The organism is Streptomyces sp. NBC_01334 (assembly GCF_035983595.1).
Lineage (GTDB): Bacteria > Actinomycetota > Actinomycetes > Streptomycetales > Streptomycetaceae > Streptomyces > Streptomyces coriariae.
This window is the reverse complement of record NZ_CP130718.1, coordinates 3,307,196-3,331,547: the sequence shown is the minus strand read 5'-3', so window position 1 is coordinate 3,331,547 and position 24,352 is coordinate 3,307,196. Positions and strand designations below refer to the sequence as shown.

At 72.2% G+C, this 24,352-nt stretch carries 19 protein-coding genes; 8 read left to right on the top strand and 11 right to left on the bottom strand.

The annotated features are described in order from the left end of the window. The first annotated feature begins 117 nt into the window (after positions 1–117). Positions 118–2,241 (top strand): NAD-dependent DNA ligase LigA, encoded by a 2,124-nt coding sequence (gene ligA, locus OG736_RS15030; protein WP_327182894.1) that lies wholly within the window; start codon positions 118–120, stop codon positions 2,239–2,241. 164 nt (positions 2,242–2,405) lie between these two features. On the opposite strand, the gene OG736_RS15025 is transcribed toward ligA, so the two are convergent. Further along, positions 2,406–3,473: a glycoside hydrolase family 5 protein gene (locus OG736_RS15025; protein ID WP_327182893.1), complete on the bottom strand. Its 1,068-nt coding sequence runs from the start codon at positions 3,471–3,473 to the stop codon at positions 2,406–2,408. 690 nt (positions 3,474–4,163) lie between these two features. Here OG736_RS15025 and OG736_RS15020 point away from each other — a divergent pair. Further along, positions 4,164–5,114, top strand: a complete 951-nt coding sequence (locus OG736_RS15020; RefSeq protein WP_054238191.1) for a M28 family metallopeptidase — start codon at positions 4,164–4,166, stop codon at positions 5,112–5,114. 65 nt (positions 5,115–5,179) lie between these two features. Here the strand turns inward: OG736_RS15020 and OG736_RS15015 are convergent, their stop codons facing one another. Genes OG736_RS15015 through OG736_RS14985 form a run of 7 tightly spaced genes read right to left on the bottom strand, consistent with a single transcriptional unit; the run spans position 5,180 to position 15,925 of the window. Next, positions 5,180–7,678, bottom strand: coding sequence for an AMP-binding protein (locus OG736_RS15015; RefSeq protein ID WP_327182892.1), 2,499 nt, complete (start codon positions 7,676–7,678; stop codon positions 5,180–5,182). Positions 7,679–7,722: 44 nt separating this feature from the next. Next, on the bottom strand, positions 7,723–8,154 hold the full coding sequence (locus OG736_RS15010) for a nuclear transport factor 2 family protein (protein WP_327182891.1): 432 nt from the start codon (positions 8,152–8,154) through the stop codon (positions 7,723–7,725). A 53-nt stretch (positions 8,155–8,207) separates the two neighbouring features. Further along, on the bottom strand, positions 8,208–9,449 hold the full coding sequence (locus OG736_RS15005) for a beta-ketoacyl [acyl carrier protein] synthase domain-containing protein (protein WP_327182890.1): 1,242 nt from the start codon (positions 9,447–9,449) through the stop codon (positions 8,208–8,210). A 13-nt stretch (positions 9,450–9,462) separates the two neighbouring features. Further along, entirely contained in the window at positions 9,463–10,476 is a 1,014-nt protein-coding gene (locus OG736_RS15000) for a zinc-binding dehydrogenase (protein WP_327182889.1), read from the bottom strand. Between the two features lie 12 nt (positions 10,477–10,488). Then, entirely contained in the window at positions 10,489–14,613 is a 4,125-nt protein-coding gene (locus OG736_RS14995) for a non-ribosomal peptide synthetase (protein ID WP_327182888.1), read from the bottom strand. Further along, positions 14,610–14,918, bottom strand: coding sequence for a cispentacin biosynthesis acyl carrier protein AmcB (locus tag OG736_RS14990; RefSeq protein WP_020127001.1), 309 nt, complete (start codon positions 14,916–14,918; stop codon positions 14,610–14,612). Before OG736_RS14990 ends, OG736_RS14995 begins: the two co-directional genes overlap by 4 nt. After that, the gene (locus tag OG736_RS14985; protein WP_327182887.1) at positions 14,915–15,925 is read right to left on the bottom strand and encodes a ketopantoate reductase family protein; all 1,011 of its coding nucleotides are present in this window, start codon (positions 15,923–15,925) and stop codon (positions 14,915–14,917) included. Before OG736_RS14985 ends, OG736_RS14990 begins: the two co-directional genes overlap by 4 nt. A gap of 718 nt (positions 15,926–16,643) precedes the next feature. Between OG736_RS14985 and OG736_RS14980 the strand changes: the two genes are divergently transcribed. The 6 genes from OG736_RS14980 (at position 16,644) to OG736_RS14955 (ending at position 21,569) form a co-directional block, all read left to right on the top strand. Then, positions 16,644–16,973 (top strand): acyl carrier protein, encoded by a 330-nt coding sequence (locus tag OG736_RS14980; protein ID WP_327182886.1) that lies wholly within the window; start codon positions 16,644–16,646, stop codon positions 16,971–16,973. 109 nt (positions 16,974–17,082) lie between these two features. Beyond that, on the top strand, positions 17,083–18,156 hold the full coding sequence (locus tag OG736_RS14975; RefSeq protein ID WP_327182885.1) for a class I SAM-dependent methyltransferase: 1,074 nt from the start codon (positions 17,083–17,085) through the stop codon (positions 18,154–18,156). Beyond that, on the top strand, positions 18,156–18,542 hold the full coding sequence (locus OG736_RS14970) for a cupin domain-containing protein (RefSeq protein WP_327182884.1): 387 nt from the start codon (positions 18,156–18,158) through the stop codon (positions 18,540–18,542). The genes OG736_RS14975 and OG736_RS14970 overlap by 1 nt, the downstream gene beginning before the upstream one ends. Further along, the gene (locus OG736_RS14965) at positions 18,539–19,615 is read left to right on the top strand and encodes a pyridoxal phosphate-dependent aminotransferase (protein ID WP_327182883.1); all 1,077 of its coding nucleotides are present in this window, start codon (positions 18,539–18,541) and stop codon (positions 19,613–19,615) included. Before OG736_RS14970 ends, OG736_RS14965 begins: the two co-directional genes overlap by 4 nt. Before the next feature lie 59 nt (positions 19,616–19,674). Next, entirely contained in the window at positions 19,675–20,718 is a 1,044-nt protein-coding gene (locus OG736_RS14960; RefSeq protein ID WP_327182882.1) for a methyltransferase, read from the top strand. Further along, on the top strand, positions 20,715–21,569 hold the full coding sequence (locus tag OG736_RS14955) for a hypothetical protein (RefSeq protein ID WP_314221593.1): 855 nt from the start codon (positions 20,715–20,717) through the stop codon (positions 21,567–21,569). Before OG736_RS14960 ends, OG736_RS14955 begins: the two co-directional genes overlap by 4 nt. Before the next feature lie 66 nt (positions 21,570–21,635). On the opposite strand, the gene OG736_RS14950 is transcribed toward OG736_RS14955, so the two are convergent. From OG736_RS14950 to OG736_RS14940, 3 genes are read right to left on the bottom strand one after another with little or no spacing between them, the layout of a single operon-like run. Further along, positions 21,636–22,325: a thioesterase II family protein gene (locus tag OG736_RS14950; protein WP_327182881.1), complete on the bottom strand. Its 690-nt coding sequence runs from the start codon at positions 22,323–22,325 to the stop codon at positions 21,636–21,638. A gap of 29 nt (positions 22,326–22,354) precedes the next feature. Next, positions 22,355–23,839: an adenylate-forming 2-oxoglutaryl-ACP ligase AmcH gene (locus tag OG736_RS14945; RefSeq protein ID WP_327182880.1), complete on the bottom strand. Its 1,485-nt coding sequence runs from the start codon at positions 23,837–23,839 to the stop codon at positions 22,355–22,357. Next, positions 23,836–24,351, bottom strand: a complete 516-nt coding sequence (locus tag OG736_RS14940; RefSeq protein ID WP_327182879.1) for a cispentacin moiety biosynthesis protein AmcG — start codon at positions 24,349–24,351, stop codon at positions 23,836–23,838. The genes OG736_RS14945 and OG736_RS14940 overlap by 4 nt, the downstream gene beginning before the upstream one ends. Between the last annotated feature and the right edge of the window lies 1 nt (position 24,352).

Genomic DNA, 24,352 nt, shown 5'->3' with positions numbered 1-24,352 from the left:
TATGGGGTGGGCGGCGGGTGGATCAACGGCGTGTCCCGGCCGGGCCCGCCCCCGGAGTCCGGGGGCGTCGCTCTCACGTTCGGGGCATTGTCAGTGGTGGCAGGCAGGATGTGAGGCATGACAACACCCGGTGCAGTGATTGTGGACGCCGTCGCCTACGCGCAGGCGATCGAGGACGCGGTGCAGGCGTCGGCCGCCTACTACGCGGGTGGCACTTCGGTGCTGGACGACGACGCCTACGACCGGCTGGTGCGCGCCATCGCGGCGTGGGAGGACGAGCACCCGGAGCAGATGCTGCCCGACTCGCCGACCGGCAAGGTCGCCGGCGGGGCGGTCGAGGGCGATGTCCCGCACACGAGGGCGATGCTGAGCCTGGACAACGTGTTCTCCGCGGAGGAGTTCACCGCGTGGACCGCCTCGCTCACCCGGCGCGTCGGCCATGACGTCACCCCGTTCAGCGTCGAGCCGAAGCTGGACGGTCTGGCGATCGCGGCCCGCTACACCCGCGGCCGCCTGACGCGGCTGATCACCCGGGGCGACGGGACGGCCGGGGAGGACGTCTCGCACGCGATCGGCACCGTCGAGGGCCTGCCGGCCGAGCTGGCGGAGCCGGTCACGGTCGAGGTGCGCGGCGAGGTCCTGATGACCACCGCCCAGTTCGAGCACGCCAACGAGGTGCGCACCGCGCACGGCGGCGCGCCGTTCGCCAACCCGCGCAACGCCGCGGCCGGCACCCTGCGCGCCAGGGAACGCGCGTACACCGTCCCGATGACCTTCTTCGGCTACGGACTGCTGCCCCTGGACGACACCGAACCGGCGCTGGCCGCGCTGCTGGAGGAGAGCGCGCACAGCGACCTCATGACGCGGGCCGCCGGCTACGGCGTGAACACCACCGCGACCACGGCCGTGCCCGGCGTCACCGCGAGCACCGTCGAGGAGGTCCTGGCCCGGGTGGCCGAGATCGCCGGGTTGCGCGCCTCGCTGCCGTTCGGGATCGACGGGATCGTCGTCAAGGCAGACCTCGCCGCCGACCAGCGGGCCGCCGGCTCGGGGTCACGCGCCCCGCGCTGGGCGACCGCCTACAAGCTGCCCGCCGTCGAGAAGATCACCCGGCTGCTGGCGGTGGAGTGGAACGTGGGCCGCACCGGCATCATCGCCCCGCGCGCCGTCCTGGAGCCGGTCGAGATCGACGGCTCCACCATCACCTACGCCACCCTCCACAACCCGGCCGACATCACCCGCCGCGACCTGCGCCTCGGCGACCACGTCATGGTCCACCGGGCCGGGGACGTCATCCCCCGCATCGAGGCGCCCGTCGCCCATCTGCGCACCGGCGACGAACAGCCCATCGTCTTCCCCGAGGCGTGTCCGCGCTGCGGATCGGCCATCGACACCAGCGAGCAGCGCTGGCGCTGCGTCAACGGCCGCGACTGCCACCTCGTCGCCTCCCTCTCCTACGCCGCCGGACGCGACCAGCTCGACATCGAGGGCCTCGGCCACATCCGGGTCGTCCAGCTCGTCGAAGCCGGACTGGTCACCGATCTCGCCGGCCTGTTCGCCCTCACCCGCGACCAGCTCCTCGGCCTGGAACGGATGGGGGAGACCAGCACCGACAACCTCCTCGCCGCGCTCGCCACGGCCAAGAACCAGCCGCTGTCCCGCGTCCTGTGCGCTCTCGGCGTCCGCGGCACCGGCCGCTCCATGTCCCGCCGGATCGCACGCCACTTCGCCACCATGGACCTGCTGCGCGCCGCCGACGCCGAAGCGATCCAGCAGGTCGAGGGCATCGGCACCGAGAAGGCCCCGTCCATCGTCGCCGAACTCGCCGAACTCGCCCCGCTCATCGACAGACTCGTCGCCGCCGGGGTGAACATGACCGAGCCCGGCGCCACCCCGCCCGCACCGGCGACGCCCGACGCGGCCGACGGTGAGGGCGAGGGCACGCAGGCCGTCGCCGCTGCCGGGCCGCTGGCCGGGATGACCGTGGTCGTCACCGGCGCGATGACCGGGGCGCTGGAGAAGCTCAGCCGTAACCAGATGAACGAACTCATCGAGCGCGCCGGGGGCCGCTCCTCGTCCAGCGTCTCCAAGAAGACCAGCATGGTCGTCGCGGGCGAGGGCGCCGGATCCAAGCGGACCAAGGCCGAGACCCTCGGCGTCCGGCTCGCCGCGCCCGACGAGTTCGCCGCTCTCGTCGCCGACTACGTCGACGCGGGCCCCGGCGGGGACCCGTCGGCGTAGTCGGGCAAGCCGTCACCGGGCCGGCCGTCAGGTCGGCCGGCCCGGTGACGGCGATCGGTCGGGCCCGGCCGTGCTCCCCTCGGGCGTGACGGGCCTGGCGCGGTGGGGGCCGCTGCCGGGCAACCGGTCAGGCGAGGGGGCTCACGTCCGGACGCTCGAGCGCCTCAGCCCTTGACGGGCTTGCCGCGGCCCCATGCCCAGGCGAGGCGGTCGGCGCCCGACTGGTTGGTGGTGGCCAGCCAGGGGCGGGCGGTGGTGCCGGTGAGGGTCTGCAGCGAGTACGTGTCGTCGGTGCGCAGACCCGGCCAGTACACGGAGCCCATCTTCAGCTCGCGGAAGGTGTCGGTGACGGCCTGGACGTAGTTGACGAAGTTGTCGTCCGGCGTCTTCACGTTGTAGTTCAGCCCGGTGGTCATCGGGGCCCCGAACTCGTCCGCGACGGTCCGGTTCGCGCAGTCGCCGATGCGCACCTTCAGGTCGGCCACCCACTGGTCGTAGGTCGCGTAGTCCTTCCAGAACCCGTAGTGGTGCAGGGAGAGGTACGTGCCCTTCAGCCGCGGGTCGGCGCAGACCGTGGTGACGTGGTCGTTGTAGCCGGCGCCGCTGACGAACACCCGGTTGCGCGGGACCTTCGAGTACGTCGACAGCCACTTGGCCGCGATGTCGGTCCACTCGGTGTCGGTGTAGCCGTGCGGCTCGTTCATCGGCTCGAAGTAGACGTGCTTGTCGTTCTTGTACGCCTTGACGACGGTGTCCCACATCGGCCAGTACGTGGCCGTGTCGTCGATGAAGCCGTCCTTCTGGGCGCCCGTGCCCTCCCAGTAGGACACGATGACCTTGAAACCCTGGTCCGAGGCGGCGTCGATGACCCCGCGGTAGGACTTCCAGTAGGCGCCGTTGACCGTGTACGGGTTGATGGGCAGCCGCACGGTGTTGGCGCCGAGGTTCGCGCGGAACGCCGCGATGATCCGGGTCGCCTTCGCGTAGGTCTGCCGGTAGGTGTCCGTGGTCGACAGACCGGACAGCTGCAGGAGGTCGTCGGCGAAGTTGTCGCGCGGGTCGGCCCAGTTCACGCCCTTGAACTGGGTCGTGTCGGTGGTCGGCGCGGCGCCGGAGGAGGCGGCGGCCGGGCTGCCGGCCAGGGTCGTGCCGGTGACGGCGGCGACGGCGACCGCGACGAGGGCGGCGCGCAGGCGGGGGGTGCGGGAGGCTCTGGTGGGGGTCTTGCGCATGACGTGCCCTTTCAGGAGAGGCGGCTCGGCGCTGGGGGACGCGCGGGCTGGGCGGCGGCCGCCACGCGATGTTTGCGTAAACATCAAAGTCCCGGGGTGGCTGATGTTTACGTAAACATGGCGGCGCCGGAATCGTGGCACTCGGCGATGTGATCGTCAAGGTTTCGGGCGCGTAACGTCCGGGGCCCCGGTGGCGGGTGGGTCGGGCTGGGTCGGGGTGGGGCGGGATGAGGCGGGAGGGGCGCAGCCGCCCGACCGTCGGTGCGGTGCGATGCCCGACGGTCCGGTCCCGTGAACGAGTCCGGCGGTGCCGCCCCGCGTGAACGAGCCCGGTGGTCCCGCACCGTGAACGAGTCCGGTGCTCCGGTCCCGCTGTTCGGTTCCGCAGCCCGCAGCCCGCAGCCCGCAGCCCGCAGTTATGCAGTCCGGTAGTTCCGTGGTTCGGCACATCCGGTTCTCGACAGTGCGAAACGCGTCATGAATTCACGTGATTTTCCGGCGTGGCGGCGGCCGCCGACAGTTGATTTCCGGTGGGCTCACAGGAGAGAAAGCCGTTGTGGCCCACCTGGCGGAAAAGGAGCGTCCGGACGGTTCCGTTTGTGAAGTCTGTTGAACTCTCGTTGGCTTCGGTGCGGGCTTCATGGAAGCATTCAGGAAGATCAATTGCTCGTACCGAGAAGGGAAACAGCTGTGCCTTTCAAGCCGTCCCGTCCGGCCGTCGTCGCGGCGTCCACGCTGTCCGTCCTGTTGCTGACAACGGTCGGTGTGCATGCGGAAGAGCCTGCTCAGGCAGGTGCGGCGCCCGACCTCTCGGTCTCCAGAGTGATGCGGCACCTGGACGCGCTCCAGCGGATCTCCGACGCGAACAGCGGAAACCGCGCCCATGGCACGGCTGGCTATCAGGCCTCCGTCGATTATGTGAAGAAAAAGCTGGACGCCGCCGGATTCACCACCTCGCTCCAGGAATTCGAGTTCGGTGGAAAAAAGAGCTGGAATCTCATCGCCGACTGGCCCCGGGGCGGTCAGACCGGAAAAGTCCTCATGGTCGGGGCGCACCTCGACTCGGTGGAGACGAGTCCCGGAATCAACGACAACGGCTCCAGTGTCGCCGCGATCCTGGAGACCGCGCTGACGGTTTCCGCGAAGAACGTCACCCCTTCCCAGCACCTCCGGTTCGGTTTCTGGGGAACGGAGGAGGAGACCTACATCGGATCCACGCACTACGTGAACACCCTGCCGGCGGCCGAACTGTCGAAGATCACCGCCTATCTGAACTTCGACATGATCGGCTCACCGAACCCCGGCTACTTCGTCTATGACCAGAGCCCGGAGGTCGCCCGGCACTTCGACCGGTACTTCGCCGCCAAGGGCATCCCCACCGAGCCCGCGACCGCCCTCAACGGCCGCAGCGACCACGAGCCGTTTCTGGCCAAGGGCGTCCCGGTGGGCGGAATCTTCACCGGATCCGCCGAGATCAAGACCCCGGAGCAGGCCGCGAAGTGGGGCGGCACGGCCGGTGAGGCCATGGACAAGTGCTACCACCAGGCCTGCGACACCCCCGCCAACATCGACAGGCGGGCCCTGGACGTCAACAGCGACGCCGTCGCCGCGATGGTGTGGAAGCTGGGCGTGCGCGGCTAGGACCCGTGCGGCCGCGAGGGGGGTGGGGCACCCGGCGCCTGCCGGGTGCCCCACCCCCTCGGTCATCAGGTCCGTCGGCGGTCCCGGGGGCGGGCTGCCAGACGGGCCAGCCGGTCCCGGTCGACCTTGCCCGTGGGGCCGACCGGCAGGGCCGGCAGGACGAGCACATGCTCCGGAAGCATGTAGCTGGGCAGGTTCTGAGCGAGGTGGCGGCGGACGAACCCGCCGCGCGGCGAGGGCTCCGAGCCCCCCACGGCCACGGCCGCCACGATCTGCGGGCCGCCGTCGCCCCGCAGCGTGGTGACCGCGCAGTCCACCACCCCCGGCACCTGACGCAGGGCGGCCAGCACCTCGCCCAGTTCGATCCGGTAGCCGCGGACCTTGACCTGGTCGTCCCGGCGGCCCCGGAACTCCAGGTTGCCGTCGGCCATCCAGCGCGCCCGGTCGCCCGTGGCGTACATGGACTCGTCCGTCAGGCCGCTCACCGTGTCGGCCGTGAACTTCGCGGCCGTCAGCTCCGGATCGCCGACATACCCGTCGGCCACCACCACGCCCGCGATGTGGAGATCGCCCTCGACGCCGATCGGACACGGTTTGCGGTCGCCGTCCAGGACGTAGTAGCGGGCGTTCTGGATCGGCTTGCCGTACGGGACGCTCGTCCAGGCCGGGTCGATCTCGCCGACGTCGAAGTGGTTGGACCAGATCGTCGCCTCGGTCGCGCCGCCCAGTGCCACGACGTGGGCCCGCGGGAAGCGGGCCCGGACCCGGCCGGGCAGCGCCAGCGGTACCCAGTCGCCGCTGAGGAAGACCAGCCGCAGACTCGGCACCGGACCGCCGTCCGCCGTCGCACCCGTGCCGTTCGTCGCACCCGTCCCGTCCGTTGCGCCTGTCGCGCTCGTCGCGCTCGTCGCACCCGTCCCGTCCGGCTCGTCGGCGAAGGACATCACCATGCCGAGCGCGGCGGGCGCCGAGTCCCAGAAGGTGATCGGCTCGCGCAGCATGATGTCCAGCAGTCGCTCGCCGTCGGACAGTTCGGCGGCGGAGACCACGCGCAGACTGGCGCCCGCCGCGAGCACGCCGAGCAGGTCGTAGACCGACAGGTCGAAGGTGAGCGCGGTGACCCACAGCAGACAGTCGTCCGGACCCACCGCGTAGGTCTCGTTCACCCACTGGATGACGTTGACGGCACTGCGGTGGCGCACCGACACGCCCTTCGGCACGCCGGTGGAGCCCGAGGTGAAGATGACGTACGCGGTGTCGTCGGCGCCGGGGCCGGCCGGCAGCGGCAGGGCACGGGCCTCCTCGACGTCGCTCCAGGCGCTGATCACCGGCGTGTACGGGGTGGCCGTGTCGTGCGGCGCCAGGCGCAGGACGACGTCGTACCGGTCCCGCAGGACCGGCGGCCACTCGTCCCCACCACGCCGGTGGATCTCCGCCCGTACCGGCAGGCCGAGTTGGGCGGAGAGGTGCCCGAACCACTCGGCGGGCACCCGCAGATGACCGGAGTCGGGTCCCTCGCCCGGCTCCGCGAGATCGGCGAGGTCCGCGAGGACCACCGCCCCGCCCGGCGCCAGGGCGCCCACGGCGTCCCGCAGCACGGACCGCAGGTACTCGAACCCGGGGAAGAACTGGGCGACGCTCGCGAGCAGGACGACGTCCGCGCTCGCCGGGGCCACCACCCGGCCGAGGTCGGCGGCCGCGGCCCGCACGAAGCGTGCCCCCTCGCCGGCCTCCCGCTCCGCCCGCTCCAGCGCGACGGCCGACACGTCGACGCCCGTGTAACCGGCCACCCGGTCCCGCAGCGCACCCGCGATCAGACCGGCACCGCAGCCCACCTCGACGACCCGGGGCCGCTCCACCGTCGGAGCCGCCGACAGCACCAGTTCGCGCACGTACGAGACATAGGTGTCGATCTGCGCGGCGGAGATCCCGTCGCCGGGGTTCTGGTTGAAGCCCGAGGCCCGGGCCAGGTCCTCGTCCTCGGCGACGGTGTCCCACAGCAGGCCGACCGTCTCCGTGTCCAGCGGGTCCGGGGCCGCGGCCCGCAGATCCGTGCAGACCAGCCGCACGCCGGAGCCCGCGAGCTGCCCGGCCTCCTCCGCGCGGCGCGCCAGCGCATGGCCGGTGACGAGCCATCGGATCCCCGACTGACGCAGCGGCGCCGCGATCCGGGTGGCCGGCCAGCGCGCGTCCAGCGGCACGTAGGCGGCGCCGGTGCGCAGCACACCGACGACCGCCAGCACGCTGTCCCACGAGTTCTCGTGCAGGATGCCGACGAACGCGCCCCGGCCCACCCCGTGACCGGCGAGGAACCGTGCGAGCAGGCCCGAGTCGGCCCACAGCTGCGCGTACGTCCTGACCTCCCCCTCGCCGAGGCGGACGGCGGGAGCGTCCGGGGACTCCCGGACGCGCCGCTCGATCAGGTCGATCATGCTCACCTGGTCCTCGAACGGCCGCGCCGTGTCGTTCCACTCGGCCGGCGGCTGTTCCCAGGACTCCGTGGGCTGCACCGCCGACTGTTCGGCCGGTTGCTCCGCCGGCTGGTCTGCCCTCTGCTCTGCCATCTGCTCTGCCCTCCTTCGGCGGTTCACGGATGCGCGGGCGGGGGTCAGATCACTCGGCCGTACTTGGGGTTGTCGCGGTGGATGACCCGCTCCCGGATGCGCAGTTCACCCTCCTCGCGCACCATCTGGTCCTCGACGCTGGAGGAGGAGAAGAAATGCACCTCGTCCTGCGTGTTCGTCTGGGTCACCAGCGAGTAGTAGGTGACGCGCAGGCCGTCGCCGCCCTCGGTCTGCTCGATCAGGAAGTGGTCGAACCAGTGCCGGGTGACGAGCCCCTCGTACATCGGGAGCATGCTCTTCATCTTGGTGCGCATCGCCTCGCGGCCCTCCACCTTCTCGCCGCGGTGCGGGTGGGCGACCGAGCCGTCCTCGGTGAAGGTCGCGGTGAAACGCTCGATGTCCAGGTCGTCCAGGACGCGCATCTGGCGGGCGTAGAAGTTCTTGACCTCGATGTACAGGTCGGCGGTGACGGACATGCGTGCTCCTCGGTAAGGGAAACGGAAACTGATGAGTGGTCAGTGGCCCGGCGTCAGTGGGCCGGAGCTTCCTCGAGGACGAGGAAGGCGTTGGTGCCGCCCACGCCGGCCGACATCAGGCCGGCCGTGCGTGGGCGGCCGTTCGTGGGCCAGGGACGGCCCTCGGGGAGGATGCCGAAGCGTTCGCCGCGCCCGGTGAACTCCTCGATGGGAACCTCGGTGTTCGGGGTCGCGGGCAGGAAGCCGCGGTCGATCGCGAGGCACGTCTTGATCAGGGCCGCCATGCCGGCGGCGGTGTCGCAGTGGCCGACGGAGGCCTTCACCGAGCCGACCGCCACCGGCGGCCCGTCGGTGCCGAGGGCCTCGATCAGGGCGGTCGCCTCGATCTGGTCGTTCAGGGGGATGCCGACACCGTGCGTCTCGACGTAGTCGACGTCGGCCCCGGTCAGCCCCGCCGCCTCCAGCGCCCGGCGCACCGCGCGGACCTTGCCGTCGACACCGGGGATGACGAAACCGGGCTTGGCCCGCCCGTCGTTGGTGACGGCGCCGCCCCGGATGACGGCGTAGACCGGATCGCCGTCGCGCAGGGCGTCGTCCAGTCTGCGCAGCAGCACGGCCCCGGAGCCGTCACCGGGCACCACGCCGTTGTGACGGCGGTCGAAGGGGCGCACGATGCCCTCGGTGGAGTAGATACTGCGCGGGGTCCGCACATAGGAGCCGTCGGCGTCCTCCTGGATCGCCACCGCCCCGGCCAGCGCGTAGTCGCAGGCGTGTGACCGCAGGCTCTGGCAGGCGAGCTGGACGGCCACCGTGGAGGTGGCGCACGCCGAGTCCAGCATCAACGACTCGCCCCACAGGTCCTGCAGATAGGAGAAGTAGGGCCCGGCGAACGTCGGGTCGACCTGCACCACGTCGTCGAAGGCGGCCCGCGGCACATGCTTGGTGCGGGCGCAGCCGGCGTAGACGGCGGTCCGGTCGGCGATCGCCGACAGTCTGACCCCTGCGTCCTCCGCCGCCTGCCACAGCGACTCCTGGAGGATGCCGTGCTGCGGGTCCAGCCCCTCGACGCCGACGAGCGTGTGGTCGTAGGTGTCCCGGTGCGGGGCGATCCCCCACGAGTGGACCCGCAGCCGGTCCTCGCCCAGGTCCTCCACGACCGGGACCGGCTCCCGCCGGAAGCAGTCCCGGCCCGCCACGAGGTTGTCCCAGAACGCCCCTACGTCGGGCGCCCGGGCGAAGCGGCCGCCGACGCCGATGACGGCCACCGGGCTCGAGTGCTTGGCGAGTTCCGACATGCCTGTCCTCCCGTCAGCCGAAGGTGAGCGCGATCTTGACGACGTCGTCCTGCCGGTTGTGCGCGAGGTCGAAGGCGTCGGCGATGTTCTTGATGTCGAAGGTGTGGGTGATGTGGTCGTCGACCCGGATCGAGCCGTCCCCGATCAGCTCCAGCGCGGTCCGGAAGGAGGGAAGCCCGGGTTCCAGCTGGGCGCCGCCGACCGCGGTGATCAACTGCGCCTGGCGGACGAAGAGATGGGCGTACGGGATGCGCATGTCGTAGTCCTCGGGCATGCCGAAGAAGCCCAGCCGGCCGTGCTGGCCGACCATCCGCATCGCGTGCTCGCGCGCTCCGTCGGTGCCGGCCGCCTCCACGACCAGGTCGGCGCCCTTCCCGCCGGTCGCCTCCATGACGACCTCCTCGGCGCTCTGCCCGGGCACGTGCACGGTCGCGTCCGCGCCGAGGGAACGGGCCACCGCCAGCCGCCCCGGCTCCAGGTCGACCGCGACGACCTTCTCGAACCCGCGGTGCTTGAGCAGCTGCTGGAACAGCAGCCCCGCCGAGCCGACGCCGACGACGGCGGCCGTCGATCCCTCCGGCACGGGCTCCGGCCAGAACCGGTTGAGCGCGAAGACGACGGTCCCGAGCTGCTGCGCCATCAGCTGGACGGTCGGCGCCCCGGTGCCCTTCACCGGCAGCAGGAACCGGTCGGCGATCGTCTGGTAGCGGGCGAACGACGCCATGTAGGCGTGGTTGGGCACGGTGAGCACAAGGTCGCCCGGCGAGAAGCGAGCCGACCGGCTCTCGACGACCTCCCCGACGCCCTCGTGCCCCGGGTAGCCCGCCGGGCAGGGGTAGGGGTGGTCGCGCATGTCCCGGAAGAAGGGGGACTCGGCGCGTACCCGGTGCACATCGCTGCCGCAGATGGCGGCCACGGTGTTGCGGACGAGGACCTCGCCCTCGGCCGGCTCCCGGAAGGCGACCTCCGCCACCTCCAGGCGCCCGGGTTCGACGAGAACGGCGGCTTCGCCACGTACGTGCGGCATGCGGACCTTCCTTCAGGAATGTACGGAGAGCGGGGACGCGGAAGACGCCCAGGACAGGGGGTGGCCGGGCAGACGCAGACGACGGGCCGGGCCTGCCGGTGTCAGCCGCACCTCGGCGCCCTGGCACCACAGGGCCGCGAGGGCCGTCAGCAGGGCCCGCTCGTCGAGGTCCTCGGCCGCGAGGTCGAGGACGGCCACCTCGCCGAGCCGGTCACAGGCCGTCCGGAGCAGCTTGGCCGGCTCGGCCTCGGCCGACAGGTGTTGTTCCTGCGGGGCGGGCCCGTCGGGGAACAGCGGACCCAGCGCGGTGGACCACAGCAGGGCAGGGCGGCGCGGTACGGGAACGTGCGCGCCGGCCCCGTCGGCGGCCGGCCGTACGCCTTCCTCGCCTTCCTCGGCGGTGAGCGCGCCGCTCACCACCGCGGCCGCGAACCGGCCCGTTCCCACGCCGTACACCGCCGCCGGGGTCACGCCCCGTTCGGCGAACCGGGCGGCCAGGCGCAGCTGGCGGGTGAGCGGCCCGGCGGCCCGGTCGGTGGCGTCCGGCGGGCCGTCCGCGAAGGCGAACACCACGGCCGGGGGCGAACCGGGGGCGGCGGGCGTCGCGGTGCGCGGGGCCCGCAGGGCACGCACCGCCTCGGCCAGGTCGGACGCCACGACGGCACATCGGTGACCGAAGTGCCGACGGCCCACCTCCAGCGTGTGGGCCACGTCCGCCAGTGCCAGGTCCTCGCTCGCCTCCAGATGGGCGGCCAGCCGCTCGCGGGCGACGAGCAGGGCCTCCGCGGTGGCGGCGGAGAGGGCGACGATCCGCGGACCGGGAGCCGGCACCGGCGCCGTGCCGGCCGGCCTCGACGGCGCACCTTCGAGGGGCCGTCGGGGCACGACGGTGGCCGGGGCCGCCGTCCCGTCCAGGGGCTGGTGGGTCGTGGCGATCAGGCGGGCCTGCTCGCGGACCGTGACATGGCGCAGCAGGTCGATGACCGGGATGTCGGCGCCGGTCGCCAGCCGCAACTGCTCCCGCAGTTTCACCAACAGCAGCGAATGGCCGCCGGCGTCGAAGAAGTTGCGGTCGGACCCGAAGCCGTCGTGCTCCAGCACCGCCCGCCAGGCGGCCCGCACACCTTCCGTCACGGAGGCGGCGGAGGTCGCCGAGGCCGCGGAGGCGAGGGAAGGACCGGAAGCCACGGAAGCCACCGGAGGCGGTTCCGGTGCGAGGTCCGCCGTGGGCGCCGGAGCGGGGTCGGGCCGGGCGGACCCGGTCGCCTGCTCCGGGTCCGGCAGCCGGCGCCGGTCGATCTTGCCGGTCGGGGTGAGCGGCAGCTCCCCGACCAGCAGCAGGTGGCTGGGTACGGCGAAGGCGGGCAACCGCAGCCTGGCGTGCCGGCCGAGCTCGTCGGCGTCCGTGCCGGGCGCGGCCACCGCGTAGGCGACGATCTCCTTCTCGCCGCGCCGGTTGACGCGCGTCGTGACGAAGACCGACTCGACGGCCGGGTGCGCGTCCAACACCGCCTCCACCTCGCCGAGTTCGACGCGCTGGCTGCGGATCTTGACCTGGTTGTCGTTGCGGCCGATGAACTCCAGCAGACCGTCGGGTCGCCAGCGCACCCGGTCACCGGTGCGGTAGAGGCGGGTCGGGCCGTCGGTGACGAAACGGTCCGCCGTCATCCCGGGCGCGTTCAGATAGCCGTCGGCCAACCCCGCTCCGCCGAGCAGCAGTTCGCCCGGAACCCCACGCGGCACCGGACGGGTGCCGCCTTCCTGCACGACCCGCACCTCGGTGCCGGGCACCGGTCGGCCGATGGGGACCGTCCTGGCGTTAGGCGCGAGGTCGGTGATCGGGAACCAGGTCGAGGTGAAGGAGTTCTCGGTGGGGCCGTAGCTGTGCAGCAGGACGCCGGGCCGGGACCAGCGCAGCGCACGGCGCATGTGCCGTACGGAGATCAGCTCGCCGCCGAAGTACACCCGCCGCAGCGACTGGAGCAGGTCCGGGGCGTCCTCGATGATCCGGTTGAGCAGCGGTGTCGTCACGAGCAGCGTGGTCACGCCGCGCTCGCGGACCACCGTCCGCATCTCACGGGGGCTGAGCACCAGGTGCTTGTCGAGGACGACCAGCTGCGCGCCGTGCGTGAGGGCGCCCCAGATCTCGTAACTGGCGCCGTCGAAGTTGAGCGGGCACAGCTGCGCGACGACATCCGTCTCGTCCAGCGGGAGGAAGTCGGGCCGTACGAAGAGCCGGGCCAGCCCGCGGTGCGGCAGCACGACCCCCTTGGGCCGGCCGGTGGTGCCGGAGGTGTAGAGCACGCAGAGGGTCGCGGTGTCGTCGTACGCGATCTCGGGGGCGGACCGGCCGAGGGCCCGGGCGATCACCTCGTCGACCGGTACGGCGGTGCCCACCGGCACGTCGAGGGTCTGTCCGCAGTCCGGGTCGACGACGAGGACCGCGGGGCGGGCGTCGTCCACGATCAGCTGGAGCTGGGCCTGCGGATAGGCGGGGTCGAGGGGGAGGTAGGCGGCGCCGGCCAGGACGGACGCCAGCCAGAAGACCGGGGTCTCGACGCCGGGGGCGAGCAGCAGCGCCACGGTGTCGCCGGGCCCGACGCCCCGGTCGCGCAGCCAGCCGGCCACCTCGCCCGCGCGGCCGGCGAGTTCGCCGTAGTCGAGAGTGCGCTCGCCGTGGCGCACGGCGATGGCGTCCGGGCGGTCGGCGGCGTGCCGCAGGACCAGCTCGGGGATGCTCGGCGCCGGTGACGTGACGGGCGCGCCGTGCGCGGCGACCTCGGACAGGCCCGGGTCGCAGGCGGCGAGCAGATCGCCACAGGTGCTGTCCGGGGCGGCCACGGCGCGGGCCAGCAGCTCGCGCAGTTCCTGGGCGAACAGCTCGGCGGTGGCGGGGAGGTAGCGGGCGGTGTCGTAGTAGACGCACAGCCGGGTACCGGCCGAGCCCTCCAGCACGTTGACCGAGAACTCGTACTTCGTCGTCTCGTCCGGGTGGTCGAAGCGGCGGACGGTCACCTCTCCGGCCTGCCACTCGTCCTCGTAGGCGGGGGTGTACATGAACACCGTCCGCTCGACGCCCGGCCCGTTCGCCTGCGCGCTGCGGATCGCCCGCAGCCGTCGCACCGGGAGGTGGGCGTGTTCCATCGCGTCGAGCATCTGCTCGCGCAGCCGGGCCGCCACCTCCAGGAAGCGGTCGTCGAGGGACATCCGGTCACGCATCGGCAGCGCCCGGCTGAACAGGTCGACACGCTCGGCGTCGGCATACCGGCGGCCGGCGAAGACCATGCCGAAGGTGCCCTCGGACTCCCCGGCCCACGCGTGCAGCAGCACCGACCAGGCGGTGAGCAGCACGACGGCGGGGGAGCCGCGTTCGGCCGCGGCCAGCGCCTGGACGCCCGCGTGCACCTCGGCGGGCAGGAGCACCTCCACCCGGCCGGAGGGGCCGGGGAAACCGTCCTCCGGCACCAGGTCGTGCGGGGGCGCGAGGGAGGCCGGGGCGTCGCGCAGGACGGAGGTCCAGTACTTCTCGGCTTCGGCGTCGGAGTCGGCGTCGGCGTCGATATCGGCCTCGGTAGCAGTAGCGGCACCGGCGGCAGCAACGGCACCGGAACCCGTCCCGGTCTCGGCATCGATGTCGGACGATGTGCGCGGAGCCGGGACCGGGCCGCCCGCCGTCCGGGCCCGGTACGCCGTCACCAGGTCCTCGGCGAGGATCCGGCTGGACCAGCCGTCGGAGACGATGTGGTGCATCGTGACGGCGAGCAGCGCGCCGCCCTCCCCGGCCAGCAGCGTCGCCCGCAACAGCGGCGCGGTGGCCAGGTCGAAGGGCGCGCGGCCGGCGACGACCGCGCGGGCGAGAGCCTGCGCACGGTCGTAGCGGCCGGGGAGCCGGTCGGTGACGAACGCCATCGGCGGGTCGGTCTCGGCGGTGCGCCACAGCTCGCCGCCCTCGGTGGCGAAGGCGCAGCGCAGGGCCGGATGGGCGCTCAGCACGTCGCCGAGTGCGGCACGCAGCGCCGGTATGTCGACGGTCGGCGTGAACTCCAGGTCGACGGTGACGTTGTAGCGGTCGGACTCCGGTTCGCGCTGACAGGCGAGCCAGACGTCCATCTGCTCGGAGGAGGCGGGTTCCCTCACTGCGGGACCGCCAGGTGCTCGCCGGCGGTGCCCGTACGCAGGGTGCGCACCAGGTTGGCCACCGTGCGCACCGAGTGGAAGTGGAGCGGGGTGAACTCGGCGTCCGTGATGGCCACGCCGAAGCGCTGCTCGCACTGGGCGCGCAGCTCGACGAAGCCGAGGGAGTCCAGGCCCAGTACGTCCTGGAGGCCGTCGTCGTCCCCGATGCGTTCGGTGGGCACGTCCAGGAAGAGGTCCTCGACGAGGATCTCCTTGAGGGTCGCTTCCAGGGTTTCGTCCAGTGTCTCGCCCGAACCGACTGTCATGACGTTTCTCCCTTGCGGTAGGTGGATCGGTGCGGTGCGGGAACTTCCGCCGGCCGCTCCCGTTCGGCGGCCCTGCGCGCCAGTTCGGTCAGCGCGGGTACGGCCACCCGGTGGTCCCGGGCGCGGCGCAGCACCGGCTCGGTGAGCGCGGCGAGTTCGGTCGGCCGGACCCCGGCGGCGACGTCCCGGTGCAGGGAGGTGTCGGTCCGGCCGGGCAGGGTGTCCAGGGTGTGCAGCAGGTTCCGGTCGTCGACGGCGACGGTGTCCGCGGCGGCGACGGCACAGGATTCCCGGGCGGCGTCGCGCAGCAGGGCGGACAGCTCAGGGTGTCGGCGGACGATGCCGAGGGGGCCGTCGGCCGCGGTGGTGGCCAGCGCCAACGGCAGCAGGAGGACCAGCTTGCGCCACAGGACGCTCGCCGGATCCCGCTCCGGGGTGCAGCCGAGACCCGCGTCGGCGAGGACCTCGGCAAGCCCGCCGAGCCGCCGGCCACCGGTGCCGGCGCCCCTTTCGGCACCGTCCCCGGCGCGGTCGCGGTCTTCGGGACCGTCCCCGGCGCGGCTGCCGTCGGTGGTCGCGAGGCTGACCTCCGCGTACAGGGAGTTCCAGGTGACCCGGCCGGGCGCGGTGCGTTCCGCCTCGATGAGGATCGCGCCGACGAGCTGCCGGGGCCCGAACCTGGCCCGCAGCGATCGCGGATGGTCGAGTCCGTTGAGCAGGGGGACGACCGAGTCCGGGGTCAGCCGCGGGGCGACCCGGGCCAGGGCGGCGTCCAGCGCGGGCGCCTTCACCGTCACCCACAGGACGTCGACCGGCTCGTCGAGCCGCTCCACCGCGCGTGCCTCGACGGCGAGGTCGCCGTGCAGTTTGCTGTGGACGTCGATCACGCCGCGGTAGCGGGCTCGTGAGGACTCCCGCATCACCAGCACGACCTCGTGGCCGGCACGGGCCAGCGCCGCTCCGAGGGCGAGCCCGACTCCCCCGGCGCCCAGAATCGCATGCCTCAACGCGCTTCCTCGATGCATCTCGTGACGAATGCCGCTGCCCGTACAGCGGTGCGCGCACAGGTGTGTGCGCACAGATGTGCGCCGTGCGGCGGGCAGCGGTGGACAACACCGTGTGAATGATGGAGAAAGGCCGGCTACGGCCTTTGAGGGATCAGGGGGCCACGGGTCAGGTGGTCACCGATCCAAGTGTCATCGGAGTTCGAAAAGGACTCTGACGGAATATGGAACCGGTTGGTCGACCGGTTCTGTCTCCCCCGTTGCGGCGTACATCATTCCCCCTGTCACGCCGGTTGATGTCGGCCTCGAACGCAACCCTTGAAATACTGCGTTCACAATCGACTCATCGACCGTAGAGGTGCCGAGTTTCGGCCGTCAACCCGCTTTTCGGCCAACCGGATGGCCGATGCACGTGAATGACAGGGCGGGTTTACACGCAGAGTCAAAGCGTTGGCCTGGGGTGATCCCGGCGAGGGCTGGCCGACATTCGCCCCTTGACTGGCTCGATGGCCGCTGCCTACTCTCCGATATCGGCAATCTGCCGCCAGGGTGAGCCATCACCTCAGGGACCGAACCGGTTTGACCGACCGGTGGAGCGTCCGTTTTTACGGGGGAAAACAATTGAAGCTTCACCTAGCCACGCCCATGGGCGTGGCCGTTCCGCGGCTGCTCCGCATCCGGGGCGATCGACCGTGATCCGTCATGACACGGGGGAATTCTCTTGAGCGACGACGGCGTGAAAACACGTCCGGATCCGTATGCCGGGCCATCTTCCGGGCTGCCTTCCGAACCGCCCGTGACACCGCCTGGGCAGGCCATGGAAGACCAGGTCAGAGCCGCGTGGACCGAGGTGCTCGGGCATGACGACTTCGATGACGACACCCCTTTTGTCGAGGCGGGCGGTCATTCCCTGAAAGCCACGCAGGTGCTCATGCGGTTGCGCCGGAAGCTCGGTGTCCGGCTGCCCAACCGGTTGTTCTTCGACCACCCCACCGTGCGCGAACTGGCGGTGGCGGTGGAACGTATCGCCGCCACCTCGCCCCGCGTATAACCGGTCGCCGCCGATTCGACTCGGCATCGGCTCAACGTCAGCTCAATTCCGGCTCGACGTCGGCTCGACCGGAGCTCGGCATTCGACCGAAACAAGGAAGGCACTTCTCGTGACTGCTCCCCTTTCCCGTGACGGCCTCCAAGAGTTAGGTGAAAGCGTTTTCCGTCCCGCCGAATGGCAGGGCGCCGCGAACACCCCGCTCGATGCCGACACCGCGTTCAACGGATTCATCTCCACCCATGTCGTCTTCGCCCTGGAACAACTGGGGCTGTTCGCCTGGTTCGACGCGGCCGACCGGCTCGACGTGCCCGACTACTGTTGGCGCCGACAGCTGGACGAAAGGGTTTTCCGCCAGTTGTTGTCGGCCGCGGAGGCCTTCGGGTATCTCGACGTCCGTGACGACCGGGTGACACCCACGCCGGCCTGGGGCGACCTCCGCCGGAAAATAGGGTTCTTCACCTGGGGCGTGGGCGGGTACCACGACGTCTTCGCCAACGCCGCGACCATCGCGCGAGGGGAACGCGCTTTCGGCAAGGACGTGTTGCGCGACGAGGGCATGGTGGCGCTCGGCTCGGCCCAGGCCGACATGGCGCTGATGCGGAACCTGCTCGACGAGCAGATCGCCGCACTCGACTTCTCCGTCATCGCCGACCTCGGCAGCGGGATCAGCGAACGCGTGTGCCGCCTCGTCAAGTCCCGTCCCGGCGCCCGCGGTCTGGGCCTGGACATCAGCGCCTCGGCCACCGCGCTGGCGGCCGGCACCGTCGAGCGGCACGAGCTGGCCGACCGCGTCCAGCCGATCTGCGCCGACGTCCTCGACATCCTCTTCCGGGGCCGCCGCATCGAGGGCGCCGACCAGGTGGACGTCGCGATGAGCTTCATGTTCCTGCACGACCTGCTCGTCGACCCCGCCACCCGGACGGACGTCATCCCGGCGCTGCGCAAGGCGTTCCCCCACGCGCACACCTTCCTGCTCGCCGACACCACCGTCCGCCCGCGCGGTGAGAAGGACACGCTGCCCGTCTTCTCCAGCGGCTTCGAGCTCGCCCACGCGCTGATGGGCGTCCCGGTCTACACGCGCGAGGAGTACGAGGACCTCTTCCACGAGGGCGGGCTGCACCTGCGCCGCACGGTTCCCTTCGGCGCCCCCCACACCTACCTGTTCGTCCTGGAGGCCCAGTGATGAGCGAGCGATGTCCCGCCGGCCCCGAGATCGTGGAGGATCTGCCCATCCCCCTCGCCGTGGCCGGGCATCACCAGCCCGCGCCCTTCTACCTCACCGCGGACATGTTCGGCGGCCTGCCCGTGCAACTCGCCGGCGGTGAACTCAGCACCCTGGTCGGCAAACCGGTCGCCGCGCCGCACACCCACCCGGTCGACGAGCTCTACCTGCTGGTCTCCCCGAACAAGGGCGGCGCCCGCATCGAGGTCCAACTCGACGGCAGACGCCATGAACTGCTCTCCCCGGCCGTCATGCGGATCCCGGCCGGCAGCGAACACTGCTTCCTGACCCTCGAGGCGGAGGTCGGCAGCTACTGCTTCGGCGTCCTCCTGGGGGACAGCCTGTGACCCCGGCCGCGGGACAGGCCGCCCCGGCCTCCGGCAAGGCGTTCAACACGAGTGTCCCCGGCGCCGACGACCTGATCCGGCTGCACCTCAGCGAGAGTCCCCACGGCGCCAGCAAGGCGGCGGTGCGGGCGGCCGAGCGGGAACTGGGGCGGGTCAACGTCTACCCGGACCCCGAGCGGCAGGAACTGGTGCAGGCGCTCGCCGCACACTGGGGTGTCGGCCCGGACCACATCGCCGTCGCCAACGGAAGTGACGAGCTCGTCCTGGCCACCGCCCTCACCCTCGGCGACCGGAGCCTTCCCGGGCTCGTCACCGACGGTACGTTCCCCGGCTACCGGGCCTGTCTGGAGCTCACCGGACGCGGCTGCACCGCCGTACCGCTGAGCGGCACCGCCGTCGACGCCGCCGCCTTCGCCGCGCGGCTGCCCGGACACGGGATCGGCTATCTGTGCAACCCGCACAACCCCAGCGGCGCGGCCCTCACCCGGCGGGAACTGGCCGCGCTGGTCGACGCCTCCGGCCGCAGCGGGGTCCCGCTGGTGTTCGACGAGGCGTACATGGAGTTCGCCGACCCGGACACCCCGCAGACCCGCGACCTGCTGGACGAGGGCGCGCCCGTCGTCGCGCTGCGCACCTTCTCCAAGGCCTACGGCCTGGCCGCGCTGCGCGTCGGCTACGCCGTCGGCCCGCCCGAGCTGATCGCCGGGCTGCGGGGGACCCTGCGCGCCCTGCCCTTCAGCGTGAACCGGCTCGCCCAGGCGGCCGCGACCGCCGCCCTCGGCGACCGGGACTTCGTCGACGGGGTACGCCGGTCCACCGCCGAGCGGCGGCGCTGGTTCGTCGGCGAGCTGGACCGGCGCGGGCGCGCCCATCTGCCCTCCGTCACCAACTTCGTCGCCGTCGCGGCCCGGGACTGCGCCCGCGCGCAGGATCGTCTCGCCGCCGATTTCGGCATTCTCGTTCGCAATGCCGGGCTGTTCGGATTTCCCGGATACCTGCGCACGTCACTCGGCGAACAAAAGGACCTCGTGCGGTTCCTCGACGCCCTGGACGAGATCGAACGGACTCCCTGAATTTCCACCGGAACGCCCGGCGAAACGACCGACCGAACGAGAACGACTGGAGGCTTTTGGTGTTCCGCCAAGACCCGTTGAACACGATCCTCGCCCTGGGCTCCGGGTTCACCCCCACCGCCGTGCGGGTGACCGCGACCCTCCGCCTGCCCGACCTGGTCGAGCAGGGGCACCGGACCGCGGCCGCGCTGGCCGCCGAGACCGGCACCGACGAGCAGTCCCTGGGCCGCGTCCTGCACTACGTCAGCCTCCTCGGCCTCTTCGAGGAGACGACCGACAGCGCGTCGCGGCAGCGGACGTACGAGCTCACCGACGTGGGCCGGGTGCTGCTCGGCGACCACCCGAGCAATCTGCGCCGCTGGCTGGACTACGAGGACCCCAGCCGGCCCATGGAGGCCCGCTTCGAACCGGCCGTCGGCCGGCTCATGGACGCCGTACGCACCGGTCTGCCGGTCTACGAGCAGGCGCACGGGCGGCCCTTCTGGAAGGACCTGGAGGCGCACCCCGACATCGAGAAGTCCTTCAACGCGGGCATCGCCCGGATCGCGGACCGGCTCGTGCCGGAACTGGCCCGTATCTACGACTGGGCGTCGGTGGGGCACGTCGTGGACGTCGGCGGCGGCAACGGCTCCCTGCTGCTGAAGCTGCTCACCGAGCACCCGGCGCTGCGCGGCACGCTGCTGGAGCTGCCGAGCGTCATCGACGAGGCCGGCGGGGTCACCGCCCCCGTGTCCGACCGCTGCGAGCTGGTCGCGGGCAGCTTCTTCGAGCCGGTTCCGGCCGGCGCTGACGTCTACCTGATCGCCAACACCCTGCACAACTGGAGCGACCGGGACGCCGCCCGCATCCTCGGCCGCTGCTCGGCGGCGCTCGCCCCAGGCGGGCGGGTCGTGGTCGTCGAGCGGCTGCTGGACAGCGGCAAGGACCCCGTCATGGCGAGCTACGCCGACCTGCTGATGCTGGTCCTGCTCGGCGGCCGTGAACGCAGCATGGACGACCTGCGCGACCTCGGCGCCGGCGTCGGACTCACCCTCACCGACTCCACGAAGTTCGAGCTGCCCGGCCACTGGCTGGTCGAGTACACCAAAGAGGAGACCCGGTGAAGCGCTCGCTGAACCCGGACGAGCCCAACGCCCTGCTCTCCTACGACTTCGACCGGGGCAGCAACTACGAGAACGTCCTGCATCTCACCGACGCCCTCGGCGCCCTCGTCCCGGAGAGCGAGACGGAACACCCCGACCAGCGGTTCTTCCAGGTCACCCACCTCATCACCGAGTACGCCTGGGTACAGGTCCACTACGAGCTGCGCCGGGCGATCGGACACCTGGACCAGGACCGTTACCACCAGGCGGTCCGCATGTTCGACCGGGCCACCGGGCTCAGCGAGGTCACCGTCCAGGCGGTGCGGCTGCTCACCGACCACCTGCCGCAGCACAGCCTGCTGATGATGCGCAACGCGCTCCCCGAGGACGCCACCGGCCTGGACTCGCCCGGCTACCGCAACCTGCGGCGGGTGGCCCGTCCGGTCTGGAAGGCCTACGAGCAGGCGGTGGAGCGCGCCGGGCTGTCCCTCCAGGACGTGATCGCCCAGCAGGACGACGGCTACGACGGCCCCCGCTCGTCCGGGTCGCAGTCGCTGGCCCTGGTGCGGGAGGCGATGCTGCGGCTGGACGGCAGTGTCCTCGGCTGGAAGCAGCACCACCTGATCATGGTCTGGTCGCAGCTGGGCGGCCAGCCCGGTCTGCGCAAGGGAAACGAGGAGGGCGACGACGAGCTCGAGCTGCCGCAGAGCCTGGGCGGCCGGTCCCTGGCGACGCTGGAGGCCCGCTCGCAGCTGGCGCTCTTTCCGGAACTGTGGCGGGCGGCGGAGGACGCGTACTGGCTGCTCGGCACCCGGCACGACACCGACGCCCCGGTGCGCGGCGGTGGGAACGGCTGTCCGGTGCAGCACTGACACCGCTCCTGCGGCATCTCCCCTCCTGGCACCGCCCCTCGCGAGCGGGCCGCCGACCGGCCTCGGTCAGCGGTCCGCTCGCTGCTGCGCGGCCAGGCCGACAAGCCGGGCCGCGACCTCCTCGAAGCGTTCATGGAGGAAGAAATGGCCGCCGGCGAAGGCCTCGCCGACGTGCGTGCGCCGGGTGTAGTGCCGCCAGCCGGCCATCACCTCGGGCGGGGTGTCCGCGTCGCCGGCGCCGTACCAGCCGACGAGGTCGCTCGGGAGGGGCCGTGGCTCGGGGTCGGGGTGGTGGCCGGCGAGCAGTGCGAGGTCGCCGCGGATGACCGGCACGAACTGGTGCCGCATCGGTGACCGGCGCACCTCCGACGGGATCCGGCCGTTCTCCGCGAGCGCGTCGAGCAGGGCGTCGTCGTCCAGGGCGAGCAGCGGGCCGTAGGAGGAGGTGCCGAGGAGGTGTGGCGGCCGGGCCGCGGCGACCACGACGAACTCGGGCGCGGGCCGGCCCAGGGCGTGCAGGGCGAGGGCCGTCTCGTAGGCGAGCAGGCCGCCCATGCTGTGGCCGAGGAGCGCGTACCGGCCGGGCGGGTCCAGCCGGAGGGCGAGATCGGCGGCGGCCGCCCGCAGGGTCGCCGCCCGCGGCTCACGGGAGCGCAGGCCCTTGCCCGCGATCTCCAGCGGCCGGGCGCGCAGCCCGGCCGGCAGCTCGCGCCGCCAGCGCACGAAGCTGCGCGCGGAACCTCCGGCGTGCGGCACGCAGTACAGGGTGAGCGGCTCCGGGCCCGTCACTTGTGGTGCTCGCCCGCGCGCAGCGACTGGATCCGGACCGTCAGCGGCAGTTCGTTGCGGGTCAGCAGGGACCGCAGATGCCGCCGCATCTCCGCCTCGGAGGGCGGTACGGCGTCGTCGACGAAGACGTCGAGCTCGAGGACGGCGGAGTCGTCGTCCACGACGGCGATCCTGGTCGCGGCACGGACCACCCCGGGCAGCGACTCGGCGGCCCGGCGCACCGTCGCCGTCGACACCTTCTCGCCGCGCACCATCGCGAAGTCCGACGAGCGGCCGTGCACGTACACGTACCCGTCGTCGTCGACGTGCCCGATGTCGCCGGTGGCCAGCAGGCCGGGCTCGACCAGATCGCCGCGCTTGGACGGCGCGGGCTCGCCGACCCGCCTGCGGTAGACGGTGTCGGAGCGCACGAGCAGCTCCCGCTCCCCGGTGTCGGTGGGCCGGGTGAGCACCTCGACGCCGTCCAGCGGGACCCCCACCGAGCCGTGCCGGTGCGGGGGCTCCCGGTGGGCGGCGAGGGTGGACACCCGCGGTCCGGCCTCGGTCAGCCCGTAGGTGATGTACAGGCCCAGCTCGGGGTTGAGCTTCAGCAGGCGGGAGACGTACGACGGGTCGAGGGCCTGGCCGCCCACGGTCAGCGTGCGCAGCGGCGCGGGCAGTTCGCCGCCCGCGGTGACCACGGACTTGACCAGGCTCGGGGTGAGCGAGGAGAGGGTGACGCCCCGGCCGGCGACCGTGGCCAGGTAGTCGGCCACCGAGAACGGCGGTCCCGCCATGACCAGCCGCGAGCCGTGCACGAGGCCGCCGAGCACCTGGGCGACCAGCGCGTAGGAGTAGTAGACGGGCAGGCTGACCAGGGCGGTGTCGGCGGCGCGCTGGCCGAGGGAGCGGCCGTGGCGGCGGGCGTTGCGCAGCAGGGCGTCGATGCCGTGCAGGCATCCGGTGGCCATGCCGGAGGTGCCGGAGCTCATCAGGATCACGTGGCCCGGCCCGTGGTGCCGATACGGCCGGCCGGTGAAGAGGCCGACGTCGGCGCCGCCGGTGCGGGTGACGTCGGTGACGCCGTACGCGTCGGCCCGGAGGGCCGCCCTGACCAGTGCGCAGGCGCCCAGTTCGCGGGCCACCTCGCGGACCCGGGACACCGGGGTGGACGGGGAGAGCAGCACGGGGGTGTGTCCGGCCAGCGCGACGGCGAAGAAGAACCGCAGCGCCCGGATGCCGTTCGGCAGCGCGATGACGACGACGGCGCCGGGCGGGGCCGGCAGGGCCGCGAACCGGTCGATCAGGGCGGGCAGCCCGGCCGGGCCGCCCGGATCCTCGGTACGGGAAAGGTCCTCGACACGGCCCAGGAAGTCGCCGACGACGGCGGGGTCGAGGAGCGGATCGGCCAGGTTCGGTGACGTCGCGCTCGGCGGTGTCGTGCTCGGTGACGTCGTGCTCGGGGTGGTCATGTTCCGCGGGGTGGTGTTCTGCGAGGTCATGTTCTCCGGGGCCTCCGCGTGGGCGTCGGCCCACTGACGACCAGGCAGTGCGCCCGGTGTTTGCCTTCGTCGTCGACTTCGTGGGTGACGACCAGGACGTGTGCGGCGCTCGGCGGGTCGCCGAGCAGCCAGTCGCCGCACAGTGCTCTGGTGAGCGGCACGGCCGGGGTGAGGGGCATGGGCAGCATGGACACCGGCCCGTGGAAGCCGAACGCCGAGCAGACGACGCCGACGAGCGAGCCCGCTCCGGCGCCCGCGAACCGCATCGGGGAGACCCGGCCGCGGGGGACGGACTCGGCGAGCGCGCGCAGGGTGTGGCGCGTGGCCCTCTCACTCACCCCGATGACCCCGACCTCCTCGGGACGGCTCGGCGCGGCGTCGCCGCAGTTCTCCAGCGCGGCCGCCACGGTCTCGGCCATCAGCCAGGCCACCGGGTCGGCGTACACCCCGGGGACGCGGCGCCCGACCGTGCCCGGGTCGGCGGTCTCGACCAGGGCGGAGCCGGTGATCACG

Excerpts from the sequence above, each read along its gene's own strand:
- ligA (WP_327182894.1), top strand. The coding sequence starts at position 118 with ATGACAACACCCGGTGCAGTGATTGTGGACGCCGTCGCCTACGCGCAG.
- OG736_RS15025 (WP_327182893.1), bottom strand. The coding sequence starts at position 3,473 with ATGCGCAAGACCCCCACCAGAGCCTCCCGCACCCCCCGCCTGCGCGCC.
- OG736_RS15015 (WP_327182892.1), bottom strand. The coding sequence starts at position 7,678 with ATGGCAGAGCAGAGGGCAGACCAGCCGGCGGAGCAACCGGCCGAACAG.
- OG736_RS15010 (WP_327182891.1), bottom strand. The coding sequence starts at position 8,154 with ATGTCCGTCACCGCCGACCTGTACATCGAGGTCAAGAACTTCTACGCC.
- OG736_RS15005 (WP_327182890.1), bottom strand. The coding sequence starts at position 9,449 with ATGTCGGAACTCGCCAAGCACTCGAGCCCGGTGGCCGTCATCGGCGTC.
- OG736_RS15000 (WP_327182889.1), bottom strand. The coding sequence starts at position 10,476 with ATGCCGCACGTACGTGGCGAAGCCGCCGTTCTCGTCGAACCCGGGCGC.
- OG736_RS14990 (WP_020127001.1), bottom strand. The coding sequence starts at position 14,918 with ATGACAGTCGGTTCGGGCGAGACACTGGACGAAACCCTGGAAGCGACC.
- OG736_RS14970 (WP_327182884.1), top strand. The coding sequence starts at position 18,156 with ATGAGCGAGCGATGTCCCGCCGGCCCCGAGATCGTGGAGGATCTGCCC.
- OG736_RS14945 (WP_327182880.1), bottom strand. The coding sequence starts at position 23,839 with ATGACCTCGCAGAACACCACCCCGCGGAACATGACCACCCCGAGCACG.